Genomic DNA, 19,990 nt, shown 5'->3' with positions numbered 1-19,990 from the left:
TAATTGAACTCGACGATTGTAAGATAAAGAAAGTCCTATTCAATGAGTAGCGTTAAAGTCGATATTAACAAAGTAAAAGTTTCACGCGATATAAATGACCTTATTGATATAATGATGGTGTTGCGCGACCCAATAATTGGCTGCCCTTGGGATATTGAGCAAAATTGTGAAACCATTATTCCTTATACTATTGAAGAAGTTTATGAAGTGGTGGATGCAATCAGACGCAACGACCCGCTTGATCTTTGTGACGAGCTTGGCGATTTATTGCTACAGGTCGTGTATTACGCACAAATATGTAGTGAAAAAAATCTCTTTTCTTTTGGTGATATTGTTGAAGCTATCACCGCAAAAATGATTCGTCGCCATCCACATGTCTTTGGCAGTGAAAAAGAACGCGCCCAAGGTATGCAAAAAGGGCAGTGGCAGCGTATCAAACAGCAAGAAAAAGAGTTGCGCCATGAAAGAAGACTCGCTGCTGGTCAGACTAGTAATTTTGAAACCGTTGAAAAAGCTTCAATTTTGGCTGATGTTGCAACCGTGTTTCCTGCACCTATTGAGGCGATGAAATTGCAGGATAAAGCAGCAAGTGTGGGTTTTGATTGGCCGAAGGCAGACGAGGTGATTGATAAGCTTAAAGAAGAAACTACTGAAATTATTGATGCGATAAAGACAAAAAATAAAGAGGAAGTAGAGACTGAGTTAGGCGATATCTATTTTACGCTTATTAATCTTGCCCGCAAACTTGATGTTGATCCTGAAAAAGCGCTTGCTCGAACTAATGCAAAATTTAGACAAAGATTTCAGTATGTTGAACAACGCTTAACCCAGTTGGGGGAAGAGTTAAGTGATTGCCCCTTGGAAAAAATGGAGGCTTATTGGTGCGAGGCTAAAGAATTTTAGTTTTTGATTTTTGTTGATAACGGGGAAACGTAAAACAAATTTATATACACTTAAGGATGATGGAAAGCGACCAATTCCCCTTGATGATGATTTAAATGAACATCAGGCCCTAAGAAGTCAATGATTGCAAGCCCAGCGGTTGGATAGTTTTGCGGTATTTGGATTGCCGATTTTGGCGAGGCTAGATATTGTAACAGTGCAAAAATTGAAGGATTGTGCCCAACCAATAAAAGACTGGCAAACTGACTATTCTGCTTTAAAATATCGAGATATTCCTTAGGTCCCCCGTCATAAATAGCATCAAGCGATATCAAGTTGGTTTTATCAAATAGGTTTAAAGCTTTTGTAGTTTCAGTTGTTCGTATAGATGGCGACAATAATATTTTTTCAGGCAAGGAATAGTTTTGCAGGATAATATTGCCAATTTTTATAGCATCTGCTTTTCCATTAGCACTAAGGCGGCGATCAAAATCAGACTGCCCCATTTGTGCTGGTAATGCTTCCGCATGACGTAAAAGAAAGAGTCTTTTCAAATGGTTCATTTTAAAGCCTATGAATACAAATTGAATTGATTGGTGCACATATTACAATAATAGCTTGAAAGAGAAAGTATTTTACAAAAATTAATCTCTTACCCTAGGAAAATAATAAAATATATTTTTTGCAGTTTGTTCGTCAAAAAAAATTGAGTTTTAGAACTAGCATGTTGGACTTATAAGTGAAGCTATACCTAATCCTTTTAAAGGAGAATCAAAAAAACAGCATTTAATATTGCGCTAAAAATTAAATTTATATTTGAGATGTCGGCAAATTTGCAAGTAAATTATTTTTCTTGCAATGGTTTTATTTAGAAAAAATTTAATATTTTAAAGTGCTAATATAGTAATATTTATACAAAATAATTATAAAAATAGTTGATTAATTCAAAATATAACTAGTTTGTCATATATATGAAATAAATATGTGTTTTTTAAAAATTTTTTAATTGCTGTATGGCGCTAATCGATTTGATTTTTAATATTTAATTGTGTGTTTTTCAAATTTTTGTGTTGTATATTTTAAAAGACCACAATATATAGGGGCTCTCAACCAAGCTGTGGAGGCTTCGTACATGAGCGAACAAATTAATTTGGACTATCACCCAAGTGACGACGAGCCATTTATGAATGAGCGTCAAAAGGCTTATTTCCGCTCAAAGCTTATCTTTTGGAAAAATGATATTCTAAGGGAATCGCGTGAAACGCTAGAAAATCTTCAACAAGAAAACGCCAACCTTCCTGACATGGCTGATAGAGCTTCATCAGAAACAGATAGGTCTATCGAGTTAAGAGCCAGAGATCGTCAACGTAAGCTAATTTCAAAAATTGATGCAGCTCTGCAACGTCTTAATGAAGGTACTTATGGATTTTGTGAGGAAACTGGCGATCCAATTGGGCTTAAACGTTTAGATGCAAGACCAATTGCGACGCTTTCTCTTGAAGCCCAAGAGCGCCATGAACGTCGTGAAAAAGTTTATCGCGACGAATAGCTGCAGTTTATTTACTAGATGAACTCAAAAACCACCGCGCAGGCGTTTATACTGTTCGGTTGTTTTTGAGATGTTATACTATAATTATTCGTAAAAAGGCAATTATCGACAAGGTAAGCATAGCGCAAGGCTTGTTGTTAAAGGAGTCTAATTTTAGACACTTGTATAGTTAATTTGCAAATATATTTCCATTATTTTTTGAAGTATAAAATATTTTAATACTCTTTGGCTATGCTGTGCATATATGATGCTATTGTAATTTTTTACAATAGTTTAGCAAAGTGTCTTAAGGGGATGCCTAGTTTCTAGCATATTTTTAGAAATATAAACTTAAGGTTCTCACAAAAAATTTGTTATACTATTTCATATAAAGAAATTATCTGCCCCTAAATTCCTTGTTTTATTGCAGGTAAGTTCTTGGTGTATAAAACCATTTTCTTCCATTTGCCGAAATTATTTTTGATTTAGAAGAGCCTATAATTACAATGGTTCGGCTGGTAATATCATCAGTCTTTAATTCACCAAGGGTCGTAATTTTAAAGTCCTGTGTTGGTCTAGCAATATCATGACCAAGTCCCACAGGCGTATCTTTATGACGGATAGCTTTTACGATATCCAATGCCTTTATAATTTGCTCAGGGCGAGCTTTTGAAACAGGATTAAAAAGTGCTAAAGCCATATCTGCCTCACCGCAAAGTTTTAGGCGCTTGGCAATTACATCAAAAGGTTTCAAATTGTCACTTAAAGATATCATGGCAAAGTCATGTCCAAGTGGCGCCCCCATTAATGCTGCCCCTGCAAAGGCAGAGGTAATACCAGGCTCGACAACAACTTCAATATGGGGCATCTCATTATTCATTGTATCAATAATCTCAAAGACGGCCGCTGCCATTGCAAAAACTCCTGGGTCACCGGAAGATACAATTGCAGCATTTCTGCCTTTGGCTGCCAAGGCTATTGCGTATTTGGCGCGATCTAATTCTTGACGGTTATCGCTTTCATGAATAGTTTGTTTGGCATGAAAAGGCGCCGCCAATTTAATATAAAAATCATAGCCTAAAATATCGTCGGCTTCAGCAAGTGCCTTTTGTGCAGATATTGTGCGATATGCCTTGTCGCCCGGACCCAGTCCAATAATTGTTATCTTACCCTTTTTAAGCTGTGCTGATTTTTGGTAAAGTAAGGTTTGCTCTTTTGGTTTTATAGGTTGGTCTTGATCAATTATTTCAATAGTTAAAGATGACGTGTCATTAATTGGCAGCGTTGCTTGATTGAGCCACGAATGGCTACCTATAATCTTTAATGATTCCCCATTGATGATCTGTGAAATAAATGATTTCGCATATTCAGGATTGATGAGCTGCAAATCATTGGGTGGGTCAAGAAGGTTGATGCCTAATCGTCTTTCGCCATTTGAAGTGATTGCGCTTAATCCATCGGTTATTTGAGCCAAATCATTTGCAAGTCTGTTGGCACCATTGGCAGCACCAAGTAGAGGTACAATGAGTTTGCCATCCTCGCTTATGCAAATGACTGGAGGCTCTTGATATTTATCTTGTAAAAGCGAGCCAAGTGCCCGAATAATGATTCCTGTCGCGCAACAGCTTATGATTGCAATATTTTGCTTGTATAAGCTTGTTGCTAAATCGCTAAAAGACGTGAAAGTTTGGTCGCAGTTAGTGACGCGTTTTTCAAAGCCATAAATCGTTGCATTTGGAATTTTAAATTTTATTTGTTCAGCAATTGCAAATGCTGAATCAGATAGAATTATAATTGCAATATCTCTCACAGATTTTTGCCCTTATATTGTGTTGAGCTATATGCCTCGCCAGGGATTAAAATAAGAGAAAAATATGGGCTGCAATTGCTATTGACTTCCGTTAGTGGTCGTATTTTTTGGTCTTTCATCGTTGCGCGTTCGATATAAAGAGCTTTATCAAAAAGGTTTAGTCGTTTCAAAATTTTGATGATTTTATCAATATTTCGTCCAAGCTTCATAATCGCAAATGCACTTTTTTCTTTAAGCTTTTCTTCTAACTTTTCTTCATCAAGAACAGCAGAAAGCACAGTAAAAGTTTCGTTGCGATAACATATGGGAGTAGCGAGAGCCGCAGATGCACCTGAAATAGATGTAATGCCCGGTATAATGGTCGTTTCAAACTTATCTGCCAAACGGTCATGAATATACATGAATGAGCTATAAAATAAGGGATCGCCCTCTGCTAAAACAGTTATTATTTTGCCTTGACTAAGATGGCTTTCAAGCTCTGTTGTGATGTCACCGTAAAATTTTGACAAAATGTCATCATAGCTAGTGTTTAGAGGTGGTGCTTGTGTCGTAATAGGATAAGTAAGGGGTAATAGGGTTTGGCTCTCTTTAATCCAACATTCAGCGATTGTAAGTGCATTACTCTTTTTGCCCATTGCTTGATGAAAGGCAATAATGTCAGCGCCTTCAATCGCTCTTAACCCCTTAATTGTAATGAGTTCTGGATCTCCTGGACCAACACCAACCCCGTAAATCTTTCCTTTTTTCATTATGTTTGCTCTTTATTCAATTTCACTTGCAAGGGCATTTACTGCGGCTGCTGCCATGGCACTTCCGCCGCGCCGTCCTGTGACGGCGATATAAGGGATGTCAAGATCGTTTTCGATTAATGCTTGCTTTGATTCTGCTGCCCCTACAAATCCAACTGGAAAGCCTAAAATAAGGGCGGGGCGCGGTGCACCATTCGCCAATATTTCTAAAAGATAAAATAAAGCTGTTGGGGCATTGCCAATAGCAACAATGCTCCCTTCAAGATCATCCCGCCATAATTCAAGTGCAGCGGCAGAACGTGTATTGCCAAGTTGTTTGGCAAGTTCTGGTACTCTTTCATCGTTTAAAGTACATAATACTGCATTATTTTGGGCTAGACGTTTACGGGTAACCCCATCTGAGACCATGCGGGCATCACATAAAATTTTTGCACCATTTTTTATTGCGGTTCTGCCAATTGTCCCAGCGTTTTTTGAAAAGCAAAGATTGTCAACTATATCAATCATACCGCAGGCATGGATAATTCTAACCGCAATTTTTTCCATGTCGTTATCAATGGCTGAGAGGTCTGCCTCTTGCCTAATAATCGCAAAGGAGCGGTCATAAATATTCTGGCCGTTTTTAATATAGTCGTACATTGCTTTCCTTTTAAATTAAATAGGGCTTTCATTAAAACCAAAACAGGCGCATTTTCAAATATTTCGGCTTGATAATTAAAATTGACAGGCCCCATACAGAATCCTTCTCATACCCTTTTTAGCGACAAATGCGAAATAAAATATCATTTAATAATAATTATAAATGTAATTTATGCGGATAAGTTGTAAGACAAATAGCTCAGCTAGCCTTATCATAGATTGACTTAATGCCTAATCTTTTGAAGAAATGAGTTTTGCTATCTGTTTGATATTTAGATTTTCTCCAATCAAAGTACCAAATCCACTGTCAAGTGAATCTTCTTTGGTGCTATAAATATCATAAATGCCGTTATCTTTAGCAAGTAAAGTTGTTGGATATGTTTTGGTGGCTGCGCATGATTTAGGGCAACCAGTAATATGAATGCGGTTTGTATTTTTATCTTGCAATAAATCTGGTAGTTTTTTTGCATCCGACAATGTGTTGGATTGGGCTCTTACACATTTAGGCGCGCCTGCGCAGGCTATAATTTTACCTCGAACATCATCCTTGCAGACTATAAAGTCCTGTGTTTTCAATATGTGGCGTATCTCTTTTGCTTGTTGATAGCTACAATTTGGAAATATAATACTTTGCCAAGGGGTGAAAATAAGCCCTTGGTGCGTTGTATATTGGTCGATGGTGGTTGCTAATGAATTTAGCATTAAAGGCGTCATTCTAGCTAAGGGGGGCTTTGCACCTATATAATATTGTTTTTCTTGTTTTGCTTCATGAATACCAAGATAATGGCTGGTTAACTCATCTCTAAAAAAATCAAAAGCAGGAAGTATATCAAGATTTTGTTTTTTTAATTCATCAATAATTTGAGCTATAGTACATTCTTCAACTAAATGTTTCATGCGTTGCAGGTGCGGCGCTTGCTTTCGCCTATCGATTAATAAATCGATTAAGGCATAAATAAGTTGGTGACCATGTTCAAAAGCGACTTTGCCTATAGCTCCAATTTTAGATAATTTTGTCGTTGGACAAGAAGCTAGACCAAAAGCAAAATTGTCGCCACCATCGCATAGCGATAGCCAGATATCGCTTTTATGATCGAGGACGCAACAGCCCTCGCCACCATCAATTAAAAATGAGAATTTAGGCGAAAGGCTTTGATAGTTCTTTTGCACATATAAGGACAATTGCTTAGCAAAAGGAACAATGTCACGTAAAGCGTATTTATCAAAGCCTGCTGTTGGATTAATCATGATATTGCGAACATCATCGCCATTTTCAACTTTGGGGCCAAAACCTGCTGCAATCAAATGCTGTGAAAGAATGCTAGAATTTTCTGGAAAAACACCTCGGATTTGGACATTGGCTCTTGTTGTTACTTCTAAAAGTCCATCGCCATATTTCTTAACTAACCTTGCAAGCGCCCTTAGTTGGGTTGCACTGACATGACCTTGATCCAGTTTAATTCTACAAATTCCCCCATCGGCTGATAATGGCATGCGGAATAGTCCAGGACAAGCCCAACGTCTATCTTCAACGAGGTGGTTAGTTGATTTAATTTTAGTCATGTCATTTTCTTTTTTTTGAGCTGCGTTTTATCTTGCGCTCGATCGAAACTGATTTTATTGCTTATTCATGACAAATCAAGATGCAACATTGCCACGGCTTGAAAATGAGCTAAATCAGCCAAAAGCGTGGCTTAAAATTATTGGTGTGGGTGAAAATGGTGTTGAAGGCCTAAGCGAAGCCGCTTGCCTTGTTATTCGCAATGCAAAACATGTTTTTGGCGGTATGCGACATCTTGCTTTACTCGAAAATATTATAAACGGCACATCCCATATTTGGCCACAACCATTTTTAAATGCCATTGATGAACTGAAGCAGTTACGTGGCGAGGATGTGGTCGTTTTGACCAGTGGCGACCCTATGCATTATGGTGCAGGGGCAACTTTTAGCCGCTATTTTGATCTCGCTGAATTATCTGTCCTATCGCATCCATCATCTTTTTCGTTAGCCGCAGCGCGTCTTGGTTGGGCGTTACAAGATGTTGATTGCCTTTCAATTCATGGCCGATCGATGGATTGCTTTATACGCTCCATTGCTCATGAGAAAAAAATGCTGATTCTTGCCAATGATGGTTCTAGTGCGGGGTTAATTGCAAAAGCATTATGCAAGCGAGGTTTAGGCAGAAGCCAGATATTTGTTTTAGAGCATTTAGAAGGTAAACAAGAAGCAATCCATTTTTTTCTTGCTAAAGATTTTATAGGTCAATGTTTTGCAAAATTAAATATAATTGCGGTTAATTGTTTGATTGATGATTATATGCAGCAAATACCTAATTTTGCTACTCTCCCAGACGATGCTTTTAGGCATGATGGGCAAATAACGAAGCAAGATGTGCGGGCAATTACAATGGCGCATCTTGCGCCAACCTCCCATCAATTATTATGGGATATAGGTTCTGGCAGTGGCTCTATTTCAATAGAATGGTTGCGCCTTGGTTATAAATGTCGAGCAATTGCTATTGAAAAAAATATACAACGTGTACAAAATATCCGTCAAAATGCTAAAAACCTAGGTGTCTCATCGCAGCTAACAGTTATAGAAGCCAATGCTAGTGATGTGCTTAAGCAATTAGAAGAGCCAGATGTAATTTTTATCGGTGGCGGTTTCAGTAATGATGGTGTTTTTGAGCAATGTTGGCAGAAGCTAAAATTGGGCGGTCGCCTTGTGGTTAATGCTGTTACTTTAGAGAGTGAGGCTTTGATGTTGGAGCTTAGTCGCCAATTTGGTGGTGATCTGACTAAAATCGCATTAAGCACTGCGCAAGAACTTGGTAATTATCTTGTATGGCGTCAAGCATTTCCAATTACTATGATGTCCTTGCAAAAAAAATAGATCGTTAAGATAAGCCATCTCTAGTAAAAACCTTATAAAGCGATATTGCTTGGCTTTCAAATATCAATAGTAATTTAATGTAACTTGACTTTTATTAAAATGGCAAGCATCACTAAGTTATTCTATTTGCTTTAGTGGTTTTTTTTAATATTATAAATTTTACTTAAGTTATATTTGAACTATTTTAGCTGTTTGATGGCGTGTGGCAGGGGATTTGTATGCACATTATCGGTTTATTATTAGGTAGCTTTATAGGTGCAGCTTTTTTTCAGGGGTGGGGTGCATTGTTTGGCGCAATTATTGCTTTATGCATTACTGCACAAATAGCATCTTCAGATATAGCCAATAAATTTTTGTCCTTGCGCAAAAAAATTGATAGCCAAGATATTAAAATCCTTGAGCTTGAAGCTAAAATTGCAGAACTTGAAATAGCTCCATCCAGTGAAGTTTTAAATCAAACTGATGTCGTAGCTGAAAAAGCACTGGAAAACTTCCAGCCTATGCATGTAAATGAGGATGTTCGAACTGACGCGGAACAGGCTGTTGCTTTAGAAAAAGTGATGAATGAAACGCGTGCCTCATTAGATGGTGTTAGAAACAGTGCTGAAAAAATTCATAATGATGGAAAAAAGCGGGTTGAAACGTCAAGTAATGATCTTTCAACTGCGATAGTATTCGAGCAAGCCCTTAGTGAGCCTGTTTTAAAAGAGAATGTTCCTGATGCAGAACCCATTTTTGTAAATACAGTTAAGCAATCATTGCAGCATGACGCTGCTCAAGAAAATGCCGATAAGCTGTCGCTAGCAAATAGCAATGCTGATATTACACTTGATCTAAACGAAAAAGAAAAGGCGGTACAGTCAAGCAATAGTAATCAGCAAGGGGCTGAAGAGCTTCCTTTTATGAGAATTGTAGATAAGGTATCGAGCTGGTTTTTACGCGGCAATCCAATTTTAAAAGTTGGTGCTATTATTCTTTTCCTTGGACTTGCGTTTTTATTACGCTATGTCGCACAACATACTTATTTTCCAATTGAATTACGCTATGCATCCGTAGCTTTTGCGGCATTTGCTCTTACCGCAGTTGGATGGAAGGTGCGTAAGAAAAACCCACCAACTGCCCTTATTTTGCAAGGTTTAGGTATAGGTGTTTTTTATCTTACTATTTTTGCAGCAATTAAGCTTCATCCACTTATTCCTCCTTTTATGGGATTTGTTATTTTGGTTGTGGTTGCTGCCGCTGCAATTGTTTTAGCACTTTTGCAAAACTCAATCAGTTTGATGCTTGCGGCAACAATAGGCGGTTTTGCAGCGCCAATATTAGCATCGACAGGGGGTGGTAGTCATATTGGATTATTTACCTATTTTGCTATTTTAGATATGGCCATTTTAATTATCGCTTGGTTTAAATCTTGGCGAATTCTTAACATTGTTGGATTTTTTGGTACGTTTTCGATAGGTATGGCTTGGGCCTCCAGCTCATATCAATCTTCCTTTTATGTCAGCACCCAACTATTTTTGATTTTTTTCTTTTTGCTTTTTGTTGCCATCGCATTGCTATTTGCTAGGCGTCAGCTGTTGGAAAACAGTCATGACGAAAGCGGCAATGAAAGATCGCTGCGCAGTGCTGCACTGCAAACTTATTATGTTGATGGAACACTTTTCTTTGGCGTTCCCATTATTGGCTTTGGTTTGCAATATGCATTGGTGCAGCACATAGAGATGGGGCCAGCTTATTCGGCTTTTATTCTTGGCGGTTTTTACATTGCATTGGCATTTGGCACACTAAAACGCGGCCAAAATGCTTTGCAATTATTGTTCGAGACCTGTTTGGTGTTGGGCTTAGTCTTCGCCTCTTTAGCCGTTCCTCTGGCTTTTGATGCTGAATGGACAACGTCAATATGGGCAGTCGAGGCGGCGGCAATCTATTGGCTTTCGTTGCGACAAAATCATTTTTCATCGCGTTGTTTTTCTTTGATTGTTTTAGCTGGATCTGTTGTAAGTTGGTTTGTAACTATTAGGGAAGGTGGACAGCAAACAGTTATTGTTGCATCAAAGCTAGGTATAGTGCTTATTGCTTTATCTTTGGTCTTTACTTGGTGGCATGCATCGCGTGCAAATAAATCACGTATGATGGCATGGGAACATAATATTCCAGCAATTTTGGGCTGCTTATCAACCATTTCAATTGGTTTGGCGCCATCTGTTTTCTTTTCGTATTATGGCGCAACAATTTTGACCGCAATATTGTCGGCTATTATGTTTGTGGGCGGTTTAAAGCTTTCAGATATTGTTATTAAAATTACGGCGACAATTATCTTTTTCTATACTGGATATATTTATCTGGTGGGCGTTTCTGACCAATATATTTACGAATTATTCAGTGCGGATTTTATTCCGGTATTTATCTTATCATTATCACTATTATTCTCGGCTTTAAGTATCCAATATCTGGGTAAAAATGACGACTTGACGGATAAGATTTTGGAAGGAATTTTTGTCGGCTATATGGTCTTTGTATGGGCTTTTGCGGTTTTTGCAACGATCAATTATAGTGCGGTAGGATTAACCAAAATTCACGGTATCTTAGCTGTTTCCATTGCGAGTTTTTCCGTGTGGAGCTTGCTTGCGCGTTATTACCAATGGCGTCTATTAGCCAATGTAAGTCTATGTTGGGCACCCTATGCATTTTGTTTGTTTATCTGTGCTTTTGGAACCAATATTTCTTTGATTGTTGGTACACCTGATATTTCCAAGGTGATTTTTTTATCGCTTTATCAGCCGTGGGTAAATTGGGGATGGTTACTTTGGCCTGCTAGCATTTTATTGCATTGTGCTATTTTGTTTGCTTTGTTGCCTTTAATCAACCAAATGCTAACACGTATTGTGCATGTTACCGGCGCTTGGTTGACCGTAGGTTTGGTATCAGCAACTTGCAGTGCAATGCTCATGGATGTGTCGGGTAATTTTAATGCTTGGCGTTGGCTAGGATGGATAGTAGGGCCAGTTATCTATCTCCTAATGGTTGCAGCAAACAAACCAAGATGGCCGTTGAAAACCGACCCGACAGCCTATCGTTTCTTTGCAGCTTGGCCAGTAGCTGTTATTGCGTTCGGTTGGATTTGGTTTGCAAATGTTATCAATGATGGTAGCGCTACGCCGCTTCCTTATATTCCATTAATTAATCCACTTGAGCTTGGGCTCTTCATTACGCTTTTTGCTTTATTTATATGGAGCAATAACGAGCCTTTAGTAAAGAAAAACTTACCTCCGTATTCAATTCTCGTAGCCTTCGGTTTCACAAGCTTTGCTATTTTGACTGCAACAATTTTACGCTCAGTTCACCATTTCTTTGGCGTTGATTGGCGCGCCGCAGCACTCTTTGCATCAACGACCGCCCAAACAACTTTGGCAATTGTGTGGACAGTTGTTGCTCTGTCAGCTATGTTAGTCGGAAATCGCAAAAAGCTTCGTATTTTATGGATTTGTGGCACAAGTTTGATTGGCGTGGTTGTGTTTAAGCTATTTGCCATTGATCTTGGTGGAAGTGGCACTATGGAGCGAATTATTTCCTTTACCAGTGTTGGACTTTTGTTGTTAATTATTGGTTATTTTGCGCCATTACCACCAAAAGAAAAAACTCAACAAGCTGATGACGTTAAGCATAATGAGGAACAGCCATTATGAAACGCTTTTTAAATTTTTTTATTGTCCTTATATTGTCCATTCAAGCGCCATTGGTAGTTTGGGCCTCTGAGGCAATAGAGCAGCAAGCTCCATTGGTGCTTGAAGGTAACGGCCCTTGGTATGAGTTAGAGCTTGATGCAATGCTGCAATTGCAAGCAGGCAGCGAGGGGCTATCTGATATTCGCATTTTAGATCAAGATGGTAAGGCGCAGCCTTATGCATTTCTTATTAGTTCTAACGTTAAAATTACCGAGCTTAGCGCTGTTTACCATGAAACCGTACAGGCTGAACTATATCCATTGCGCGGGAGCGATCCCCTAAATGGTTACCAATCAAGTATTACGGTTAATAATACACGCGCTGGCACCTCAATTTCAATTAATAATGATGATGCGAGTGCTAGTAGTAAGGATGCCTTACTTGGCTATATTATTGACTTGAAGAAGGTGACTTATGGTATTGACCAAATAGACATAGTGTGGACACCAAGTCAGGATGGTTTTTTTTCCTATCGTTTAGAGGTGAGTGACGATTTGGTGCATTGGCGTTTGATTGAAAATGGCCAACTTTACCGCTTATCGAATAATAATAGTGAGATTACGAAAACAAGTATTGCCATTAAAAAAACTCAAGGTCGTTTTTTACGACTAATGTGGGTGGATCGCGCAAAAGCACCTTTTATAACGCAAGCGATAATAAGCAAGATGGTTGTTACCGAAACAAGCTTAAAACCTAATCTAATTTGGAGTAATACGCTAGAAGCTAAAAGAATTTTAATCGATGACCCCAATCATGAAATTTATGAGTTAAGTTTTGCCGCACCTCATAAATTAGAAGTTATAAAAGTTAATTTGCCTGATGGTTATAGTTTGGCACCCTTCTGGCTATACGGCTCCAAATCCAACAGCCGTGGTAATTGGATTCCCCTACGCCAAGGCATGTTTTATCAATTGCAGGGAAAAAATGGCGAGCTAACGCGCCTTGATAGTGTAGAATTGCCAGATGGTGACTTTACAGCGATAAGAATTGAAATAGATAAGCGCGGTGGAGGACTCGACTTAGATGCTTTACCGATGGAAATTGCGCTTGCGCCTAACAATCTTGTTTTTTTAGCACGCGGCAAATCGCCCTATGCCATACAAATTGGGAAAAGTCAGCAAAAGTCAATGGAGCTTGCATTTGCTGATTTGGTTCCGGGTGCTGTCGATATTGATGATCCGCGAATTAGCCGCGCAGTTTTAGCCGAACCATTAAAAAAAATTTCTAAAGTGCCGGAAATAGAAAAGGTGGATCAATTTAACTGGCGGCAATTTGTATTGTGGGCTGTTCTAATTTTAGGTGTTGGATTTTTGGTGCTAATCGCATTTCATCTATTGCGGCAATCAGAACAAAATAAACAATAGGTGCCAGAATAAACAATAGGTGCCAGAATAAACAATAGATGGTGGGCCTTGATTGGAACAAGGTCTATTAATTTTGAAAAAATGGTATTTAAATATCATGAAAACAAGAAGGAGAGGCGCAGAGAAACACCTAAATAATTCCATCTTTTTCTAATTATTTGAGACGATTTTTAAGCAATGGACTTACCCATTTGGTACCAATCCCTATCTTTAGTCCCCAATGCCAAATCCTTAACTAATCTAGTTAACCCATTACAAAGTTTATTTGCAGGGCATTAAAAGTTAACAAACTCATTAGCACTTTGAGTATTGCATCTTGGGTTGTTTTTATCGAATTGTTTTCCTGTCGACAAAAATTGGTGCATTATTAGAATTTTTACCTATTTAAAAAGAAAAATGAAGGCGTTCGCTTTAGTAACTGCGAAATAGCCCCACGAGCTTTCCTTGAATATTGACCCTATTAGCAGGAAAAATACGATTTTCATAAGCGGGGTTCGCGGCTTCAAGTTCAACAAAGCTACCCTTAGGCTTATAGCGCTTTAAGGTTGCTTCTTCATCATCAACCAAGGCAACCACAATTTCGCCCGTTAGTGCCACGTCAGCCTTACGGATAATCACCGTATCGCCATCATGAATACCAGCTTCAATCATCGAATCGCCCTTAACCTCAAGAGCATAATGTTCCCCCTTGCCAATCATATCAATTGGCATAGTAATGCTGCTTGTTTGGTGCTGAATTGCCGATATGGGTACACCGGCTGCAATTCGTCCCATAACTGGGATGTCAACATTGCTATTGGCAGCGACAGGGCGATTAGCCGCAATTGTTTCATTACCTACAACAGGAAATTTAGATTTTGCAAGCGAACTGGGCGAAGCCATATTACTATCTTCCGCCATGCTTCCATAATTATAGGAGGGGCGGTGGGGCATGTCAGGAAGTTTAATAATTTCCATTGCGCGGGCGCGGTTTGGTAGGCGGCGGATAAAACCACGCTCCTCCAAAGCGGTGATAAGTCGATGAATACCTGACTTAGATGCTAGCTCAAGTGCATCTTTCATTTCATCAAATGATGGTGGTATTCCTGTTTCTTCCAGTTTTTCATGGATAAACATCAACAATTCACGTTGTTTGCGCGTTAACATAATAGCCCCATAAGTCGAATCATTGGCACAAATAGTGAACATAACATATATGTTCCACTATTGTTCTGCAATAGGGCAAATAATTTAAATTAAATTGGAATTTTTGTGTGGCATTACAATTTTATAATCTGGTTAAGTACTGTTTTTATTGGCTTATTAGATTTAATGCTTTTAAACAAAAATGCCGGCTGTATAGCCGGCATTTTATCAAAAAATATTGCATGTCGAAGAATTAATCTTCTTCATTTTCAAACATTTGCACTGGTTGGCTTGGCATGATTGTTGAAATAGCATGCTTATAAACCAATTGCGAATGACCATCTCTGCGCAATAATACGCAGAAATTATCAAAGGAAGTGACAATACCGGTAAGCTTGACGCCATTTACCAAGAAAATTGTCAATGAAATTTTTTGCTTTCTTACGGCATTCAAAAATAAATCTTGAAGATGTTGCGCCCGTTCTGCCATTGTTTTTACCTTTTATTGCGAACCGCATAACTAATTATTTTTATTTCATAGCATGCCAACAGCAAGGGCTGTCAAGTTAAATTCAAAATTATTACAATATATTACCGAATATTTTGTTTTTGGGCATATAATTGTAGGATTTTCGCCGCTAACGCTTCGGCAAAATTAGCATTGGGTCGTTTAGTGTTATTTTATGTTCAATCGGTTTAAACGGTCATTAATAATTGTTGAATTGATAGGGCCTATGCTCGCCTTAGTTTTGCGCTTTGTTGATTACTATGTAAATATTGCAGAGGTGAGCTGTTCAGCAACAGTTCAGATTAATGGGCTATCTTTTAAGCAATGATATGAGGTTACTTTTATGAATAAGATTTCGGCACTTTTTTTGACATTGCTTGGAACGGCAATAATAATGCCATCGGTTAGTTATGCCAAAATGACAATTTATACCGATCCACCAACAGCTGTTGCTCCATTGCCACCAGTAGCACCAACACCACCTGCACAAAATCAATATCCAGTGCGCCCTGTGCAGCCTGCACCACCACCAGGTGGCAACCGTCCACAGCGCCCTATGCCGCCGCAAAATGACCGGCCGATTGTTGTGCCAGGGCCATCTGAACCGCAATACGATAGGCCGCATCCACCACGCCCTATGCCTCCACAATATGATCGTCCTCAATATGATAATTCTTATCCGCAGCGTCCAATGCCGCCACAATATGATAGACCGCATCCACCGCGTCCGATGCCACCGCAAGATAGCCATGGTTATCCCTTAGACACAAGACCAAATTATCAAGGACCACATGGTCAGGATTACGATAGGCCAGTTTATAATCCAAATGCGCGGCCGCAATATAACCGCCCAAATTATAACCCACCACGGCCAAGGCCCCAAAACCAACGGCCAGTTTACCGTGATGATGATAGCGGCTATTATGATCGGCCATCACTCTATTAAGGGTGGTGATGAACTAAAGTCAGCTTAAAAGTTAATTAAGGTTGGAAATAGACAATAATTGGAAATGGTTTTGCCAATTCTAATAGTCTATTTCCAGCCTTTTATTATTGCTGAATAATGGGCATAAAGCCTGTAATTGCCTTAATCGCTAGCCATGCTTTTCCGCAAAATGAGCCAAAATTTGGGGCCATCGTTGCATGCAGATAAAATTTATCTTAAATGCAACGAATGTAAAAATTTGTTTCAGTTGTACGGCATTTTTTAAAAACCCTATCGGCGCAAAATAACTAGAATAAGTTTAAATTCCTGTAATCGGCGAAAAAGTGCATTTTGCTATTTTGATTGCGGGGTTGGACATGACGGAATATTTAACCAATATTGCAGGTGAACTTAATGGCAAATTCGCGCGTTTAACCGTGCTTGAACGCCTTGAAGCCGTAACTAAATCTTTTCCTAAGGGCTGTGTTTTTACCACCAGTTTTGGCCTTGAGGATCAAGTTCTTACTCATTTTATTGCACAAAACCGCCTTGCTATAAAAATTGTTACCTTGGATACGGGGCGCTTGTTTCCCCAAACCTATGGTCTTTGGCAGGAAACAGAAGAAAAATACGGCATTAGAATTAAAGCAAAGTACCCCCAAACTGAGGGGCTAGAAGCATTGATTGATGATCAGGGCATTAATGGTTTTTATTTTTCACCTGATATGCGCAAACAGTGCTGCTTTACCCGAAAAATCGAACCTTTAGGCCGCGCATTAATGGGGCAACAGCTTTGGGTGACCGGTTTGCGTGGTGACCAATCTGCTGCACGTCATGATTTGGCATTTGTATCCTTTGATGGTGGTTACAATCTTATTAAAGCAAATCCGCTTTATGACATGAGCCGCAACGATCTTATGTTGATTGCCCAGCAAAATGACATTCCGATTAATAGCCTACACAAGGAAGGCTTTTTATCTATTGGCTGCGCGCCATGTACCCGCGCCATACGCGCTGGAGAGGAGGAGCGTGCCGGCCGTTGGTGGTGGGAAACTGAAACTGCCCGCGAATGTGGCTTACATGTGCAAAATAGCCATTCCTTGTCCGCAAAAAAGACCAATCAAGCCCAAGCAGCTTTTGAGAAAGTTTGACAATGTATTTAGAACAAAGCGGCAAGCCGCAAACCCCAAATAAAAACCATGCTTCTCAAAGTCATTTGCAACGCCTTGAATCGGAAGCCATTTATATCATCCGTGAAGTTGCGGCAACAGCTGATAATCCGGTAATGCTCTATTCTATTGGTAAGGACTCTGCGGTTATGCTTCATCTTGCGATGAAAGCCTTTTACCCTGGTATTCCGCCATTTCCATTGCTGCATGTGGATACAGGGTGGAAATTTCGCGAGATGATCGAGTTTCGCGATGAAACGGTAAAGCGTCTTGGTTTAAATCTTATCGTTCACAAAAATGAAGAAGGCATCAAGGCAGGAATTAATCCTTTTGATTCAGGTTCACGCATCCATACCGATGTAATGAAAACAGCAGGCTTAAAGCAAGCATTGGACAAATATAAATTTGATGCCGCCTTTGGTGGTGCAAGGCGAGATGAGGAAAAGAGCAGGGCAAAGGAACGGGTTTTCTCGCTGCGCTCAAGCGAACACCGCTGGGATCCTAAAAAACAACGGCCAGAGCCTTGGTCATTATTTAATACGCGCAAAAATAGTGGAGAAAGTTTTCGGGTGTTTCCGCTATCGAATTGGACTGAAAAAGATATTTGGGATTATATTGCTTTGGAAAATATACCAGTTGTGCCGCTTTATTTTGCCAAACCTCGTCCTATTGTGCAGCGTGATGGCATGCTTATCATGCGTGATGATGATCGCATGGTTTTACGTGATGGTGAAAAGATTGAGCAATTATCGGTGCGCTTTCGCACCCTTGGCTGCTATCCATTAACGGGTGCAATACAATCCACTGCTGCAAATCTAGATGATATTCGCGAAGAAATGCGCCTATCTCGCACATCAGAACGGCAAGGCCGCGCGATTGATAAGGATGGCAATGCTTCCATGGAACAAAAAAAGCAAGAGGGGTATTTTTGATGTCGGCTGCTTTGAAAATAGATCATTCACCTTCTGATGAAGTTTCACCATCTGATGAGGTTTTAAACTCATCGCTTGATGTTTCTTTGCCAGAGCAAATGCCGCAACAACGCTCGCTATTGCGCTTTATTACCTGTGGTTCGGTCGATGATGGGAAGTCCACCTTGATTGGGCGGATTTTACACGACATTGGCGCTATTTTTGATGACCAGCTTGAAACATTGGAGCAAGATTCGCGCAAATTTGGCAATAAGGACGATGTATTAGATTTTGCACTTTTGGTTGATGGTCTTGCTGCCGAGCGCGAGCAGGGCATTACTATTGATGTGGCTTATCGTTACTTTTCAACGCCAAAGCGTTCCTTCATCATTGCTGATGCACCCGGCCATGAAGAATATACCCGTAACATGGCAACGGGGGCATCAAGTGCCGATCTTGCCATTATTTTGGTGGATGCACGAAAAGGCATATTGCCACAAACCAAACGCCATTCCTTTATAACCTCAATGGTTGGCATCCGCTCGGTTATTGTTGCGGTTAATAAAATGGACCTTGTTGATTATGATGAAGAAACATTTCAACGCATTGAAAAAGATTATCGGGCATTGCTGCCAAGTTTGAATTTTCAAGATATTATCTTCATTCCATTGAGTGCCAAACTTGGCGTTAATGTCACCAAAAAGGATGATAAGCTTAGCTGGTATCAAGGGCCAACGCTGCTTGATTATTTGGAAGATATCACGCCATCGACATCAAATATTAATTTTGATGAGCCGCCGCGTTTGCCTATTCAATGGGTTAATCGTCCCAATCATGATTTTCGTGGGTTTTGCGGCACATTAAGCAGCGGTGTTTTAAATGTCGGTGATAAGGTAAAGTCCTTGCCAAGTGGCCGTACAAGCCGCGTTAAGGAAATCATTACCCCATCAGGCTATGTAACCCAAGCCATAAATGGCGACGCAATAACTGTTACGCTTGAAGATGAGATTGATAGTTCGCGCGGTGATGTTTTGGTACGCCAAGATGATCCTATTCGCCCGTCTAAAACGCTTAAGGGTGAAATCCTATGGATGAGTGAAACACCATTGGAAAATGGTCGGCGGTTGATTTTAAAACTCGCTAGCAATGTAACACCAGCAACCACGGACACAATTGAGCAAAAATTTGATATTCACAGCTATAAGGGTAGCCCTAGCCAATCGCTGCAAATGAACGAAATTGGCCATATTTATATCACGGTTGAAAAGCCAGTGGTGGCAACGCCTTATAATGATAATAGGGGGCTTGGATCGTTCATTTTGATAGATGCGATAAGCAATGAAACCGTCGCCCTTGGCGTTGTGCGCAATTGCTTTGATTATAAGTTTTTAAATGATGAAGCTGAAAAGGCGACAAATACACCTACCTTATATCATTTGGCACAAATTTGGTTAAATGCGCCGCTCAGTAAAGCTCCTGCAATTATTTTGCTGCGTGCAATTGCTTCGCTGGTGCTCGCAGCTATTCCTTTGGCTTTTGGTGCACCAGCATTGGCTGCTTGCGCAATCTTTGCCGTTGATTTTCTATTTCGCCCATTTTTACGACTGGTTATTGATGACCATACTAAAACAGGGCAAAATGACTTTGAAGAAGGCGCTGGCATTTAAATTGATATGATTTTAATAATTAATGAAACGGGGGCGTAATGCCCCCTTTTGTGTTTCAAATGCTTTGCGATAAAACAATAAATGCTTGAATAAGC

The 19,990-nt window shown here is 39.6% G+C and carries 16 protein-coding genes; 9 read left to right on the top strand and 7 right to left on the bottom strand.

All coding sequences use genetic code 11. The features are described from left to right. The first annotated feature begins 42 nt into the window (after positions 1 to 42). Positions 43 to 903 (top strand): nucleoside triphosphate pyrophosphohydrolase, encoded by an 861-nt coding sequence (gene mazG / locus H3299_RS07235; protein ID WP_182417033.1) that lies wholly within the window; start codon positions 43 to 45, stop codon positions 901 to 903. Positions 904 to 953: 50 nt separating this feature from the next. Here mazG and H3299_RS07230 read toward each other — a convergent pair whose 3' ends face one another. Further along, positions 954 to 1,445 (bottom strand): histidine phosphatase family protein, encoded by a 492-nt coding sequence (locus H3299_RS07230; RefSeq protein WP_182417032.1) that lies wholly within the window; start codon positions 1,443 to 1,445, stop codon positions 954 to 956. A 569-nt stretch (positions 1,446 to 2,014) separates the two neighbouring features. Here H3299_RS07230 and dksA point away from each other — a divergent pair. Next, positions 2,015 to 2,431, top strand: a complete 417-nt coding sequence (gene dksA / locus H3299_RS07225; protein WP_182417031.1) for an RNA polymerase-binding protein DksA — start codon at positions 2,015 to 2,017, stop codon at positions 2,429 to 2,431. A 400-nt stretch (positions 2,432 to 2,831) separates the two neighbouring features. On the opposite strand, the gene cobJ is transcribed toward dksA, so the two are convergent. From cobJ to cobG, 4 genes are all read right to left on the bottom strand, one after another. Next, positions 2,832 to 4,220 (bottom strand): precorrin-3B C(17)-methyltransferase, encoded by a 1,389-nt coding sequence (gene cobJ / locus H3299_RS07220; protein WP_182417030.1) that lies wholly within the window; start codon positions 4,218 to 4,220, stop codon positions 2,832 to 2,834. After that, positions 4,217 to 4,972 (bottom strand): precorrin-2 C(20)-methyltransferase, encoded by a 756-nt coding sequence (locus H3299_RS07215; RefSeq protein WP_182419701.1) that lies wholly within the window; start codon positions 4,970 to 4,972, stop codon positions 4,217 to 4,219. Before H3299_RS07215 ends, cobJ begins: the two co-directional genes overlap by 4 nt. Before the next feature lie 9 nt (positions 4,973 to 4,981). Then, positions 4,982 to 5,608: a precorrin-8X methylmutase gene (locus H3299_RS07210; RefSeq protein WP_182417029.1), complete on the bottom strand. Its 627-nt coding sequence runs from the start codon at positions 5,606 to 5,608 to the stop codon at positions 4,982 to 4,984. 231 nt (positions 5,609 to 5,839) lie between these two features. Further along, entirely contained in the window at positions 5,840 to 7,171 is a 1,332-nt protein-coding gene (gene cobG, locus H3299_RS07205) for a precorrin-3B synthase (protein ID WP_182417028.1), read from the bottom strand. 67 nt (positions 7,172 to 7,238) lie between these two features. Here cobG and cbiE point away from each other — a divergent pair, with 67 nt between their 5' ends. From cbiE to H3299_RS07190, 3 genes are all read left to right on the top strand, one after another. Then, positions 7,239 to 8,501, top strand: a complete 1,263-nt coding sequence (cbiE, locus tag H3299_RS07200; RefSeq protein WP_182417027.1) for a precorrin-6y C5,15-methyltransferase (decarboxylating) subunit CbiE — start codon at positions 7,239 to 7,241, stop codon at positions 8,499 to 8,501. 218 nt (positions 8,502 to 8,719) lie between these two features. Continuing rightward, on the top strand, positions 8,720 to 12,187 hold the full coding sequence (locus tag H3299_RS07195; protein ID WP_182417026.1) for a DUF2339 domain-containing protein: 3,468 nt from the start codon (positions 8,720 to 8,722) through the stop codon (positions 12,185 to 12,187). Next, on the top strand, positions 12,184 to 13,590 hold the full coding sequence (locus H3299_RS07190) for a DUF3999 domain-containing protein (protein WP_182417025.1): 1,407 nt from the start codon (positions 12,184 to 12,186) through the stop codon (positions 13,588 to 13,590). Before H3299_RS07195 ends, H3299_RS07190 begins: the two co-directional genes overlap by 4 nt. 411 nt (positions 13,591 to 14,001) lie before the next feature. Here H3299_RS07190 and lexA read toward each other — a convergent pair whose 3' ends face one another. Together lexA and hfq are read right to left on the bottom strand one after the other, a co-directional pair. Further along, a complete protein-coding gene (gene lexA, locus H3299_RS07185; protein ID WP_182417024.1) occupies positions 14,002 to 14,736 on the bottom strand; it encodes a transcriptional repressor LexA in 735 nt (244 codons plus the stop codon). Between the two features lie 232 nt (positions 14,737 to 14,968). Further along, the gene (gene hfq / locus H3299_RS07180; RefSeq protein ID WP_182417023.1) at positions 14,969 to 15,205 is read right to left on the bottom strand and encodes an RNA chaperone Hfq; all 237 of its coding nucleotides are present in this window, start codon (positions 15,203 to 15,205) and stop codon (positions 14,969 to 14,971) included. Between the two features lie 361 nt (positions 15,206 to 15,566). Between hfq and H3299_RS07175 the strand changes: the two genes are divergently transcribed. The 4 genes from H3299_RS07175 to cysN all read left to right on the top strand — a co-directional run bounded on the left by H3299_RS07175 (position 15,567) and on the right by cysN (position 19,895). Continuing rightward, the gene (locus tag H3299_RS07175; protein ID WP_182417022.1) at positions 15,567 to 16,169 is read left to right on the top strand and encodes a hypothetical protein; all 603 of its coding nucleotides are present in this window, start codon (positions 15,567 to 15,569) and stop codon (positions 16,167 to 16,169) included. Positions 16,170 to 16,525: 356 nt separating this feature from the next. Continuing rightward, positions 16,526 to 17,299 carry a phosphoadenylyl-sulfate reductase gene (locus tag H3299_RS07170; protein ID WP_182417021.1) on the top strand — a complete coding sequence of 258 codons (774 nt, stop codon included), beginning with the start codon at positions 16,526 to 16,528 and terminating at the stop codon, positions 17,297 to 17,299. Positions 17,300 to 17,301: 2 nt separating this feature from the next. Then, positions 17,302 to 18,249: a sulfate adenylyltransferase subunit CysD gene (gene cysD, locus H3299_RS07165; RefSeq protein WP_182417020.1), complete on the top strand. Its 948-nt coding sequence runs from the start codon at positions 17,302 to 17,304 to the stop codon at positions 18,247 to 18,249. Further along, a complete protein-coding gene (gene cysN, locus H3299_RS07160; protein WP_182417019.1) occupies positions 18,249 to 19,895 on the top strand; it encodes a sulfate adenylyltransferase subunit CysN in 1,647 nt (548 codons plus the stop codon). The genes cysD and cysN overlap by 1 nt, the downstream gene beginning before the upstream one ends. Positions 19,896 to 19,990 lie beyond the last annotated feature (95 nt).

Source organism: Bartonella sp. HY038, from assembly GCF_014117425.1.
GTDB lineage: Bacteria > Pseudomonadota > Alphaproteobacteria > Rhizobiales > Rhizobiaceae > HY038.
Note: the sequence above shows the minus strand (reverse complement) of the source record. Positions and strands in the feature narration are given on the sequence as shown.

Excerpts from the sequence above, each read along its gene's own strand:
- hfq (WP_182417023.1), bottom strand. The coding sequence starts at position 15,205 with ATGGCAGAACGGGCGCAACATCTTCAAGATTTATTTTTGAATGCCGTA.
- dksA (WP_182417031.1), top strand. The coding sequence starts at position 2,015 with ATGAGCGAACAAATTAATTTGGACTATCACCCAAGTGACGACGAGCCA.
- H3299_RS07230 (WP_182417032.1), bottom strand. The coding sequence starts at position 1,445 with ATGAACCATTTGAAAAGACTCTTTCTTTTACGTCATGCGGAAGCATTA.
- H3299_RS07170 (WP_182417021.1), top strand. The coding sequence starts at position 16,526 with ATGACGGAATATTTAACCAATATTGCAGGTGAACTTAATGGCAAATTC.
- lexA (WP_182417024.1), bottom strand. The coding sequence starts at position 14,736 with ATGTTAACGCGCAAACAACGTGAATTGTTGATGTTTATCCATGAAAAA.
- H3299_RS07210 (WP_182417029.1), bottom strand. The coding sequence starts at position 5,608 with ATGTACGACTATATTAAAAACGGCCAGAATATTTATGACCGCTCCTTT.
- H3299_RS07195 (WP_182417026.1), top strand. The coding sequence starts at position 8,720 with ATGCACATTATCGGTTTATTATTAGGTAGCTTTATAGGTGCAGCTTTT.
- H3299_RS07175 (WP_182417022.1), top strand. The coding sequence starts at position 15,567 with ATGAATAAGATTTCGGCACTTTTTTTGACATTGCTTGGAACGGCAATA.
- mazG (WP_182417033.1), top strand. The coding sequence starts at position 43 with ATGAGTAGCGTTAAAGTCGATATTAACAAAGTAAAAGTTTCACGCGAT.
- cbiE (WP_182417027.1), top strand. The coding sequence starts at position 7,239 with ATGACAAATCAAGATGCAACATTGCCACGGCTTGAAAATGAGCTAAAT.
- cysN (WP_182417019.1), top strand. The coding sequence starts at position 18,249 with ATGTCGGCTGCTTTGAAAATAGATCATTCACCTTCTGATGAAGTTTCA.
- cobG (WP_182417028.1), bottom strand. The coding sequence starts at position 7,171 with ATGACTAAAATTAAATCAACTAACCACCTCGTTGAAGATAGACGTTGG.
- cysD (WP_182417020.1), top strand. The coding sequence starts at position 17,302 with ATGTATTTAGAACAAAGCGGCAAGCCGCAAACCCCAAATAAAAACCAT.
- H3299_RS07190 (WP_182417025.1), top strand. The coding sequence starts at position 12,184 with ATGAAACGCTTTTTAAATTTTTTTATTGTCCTTATATTGTCCATTCAA.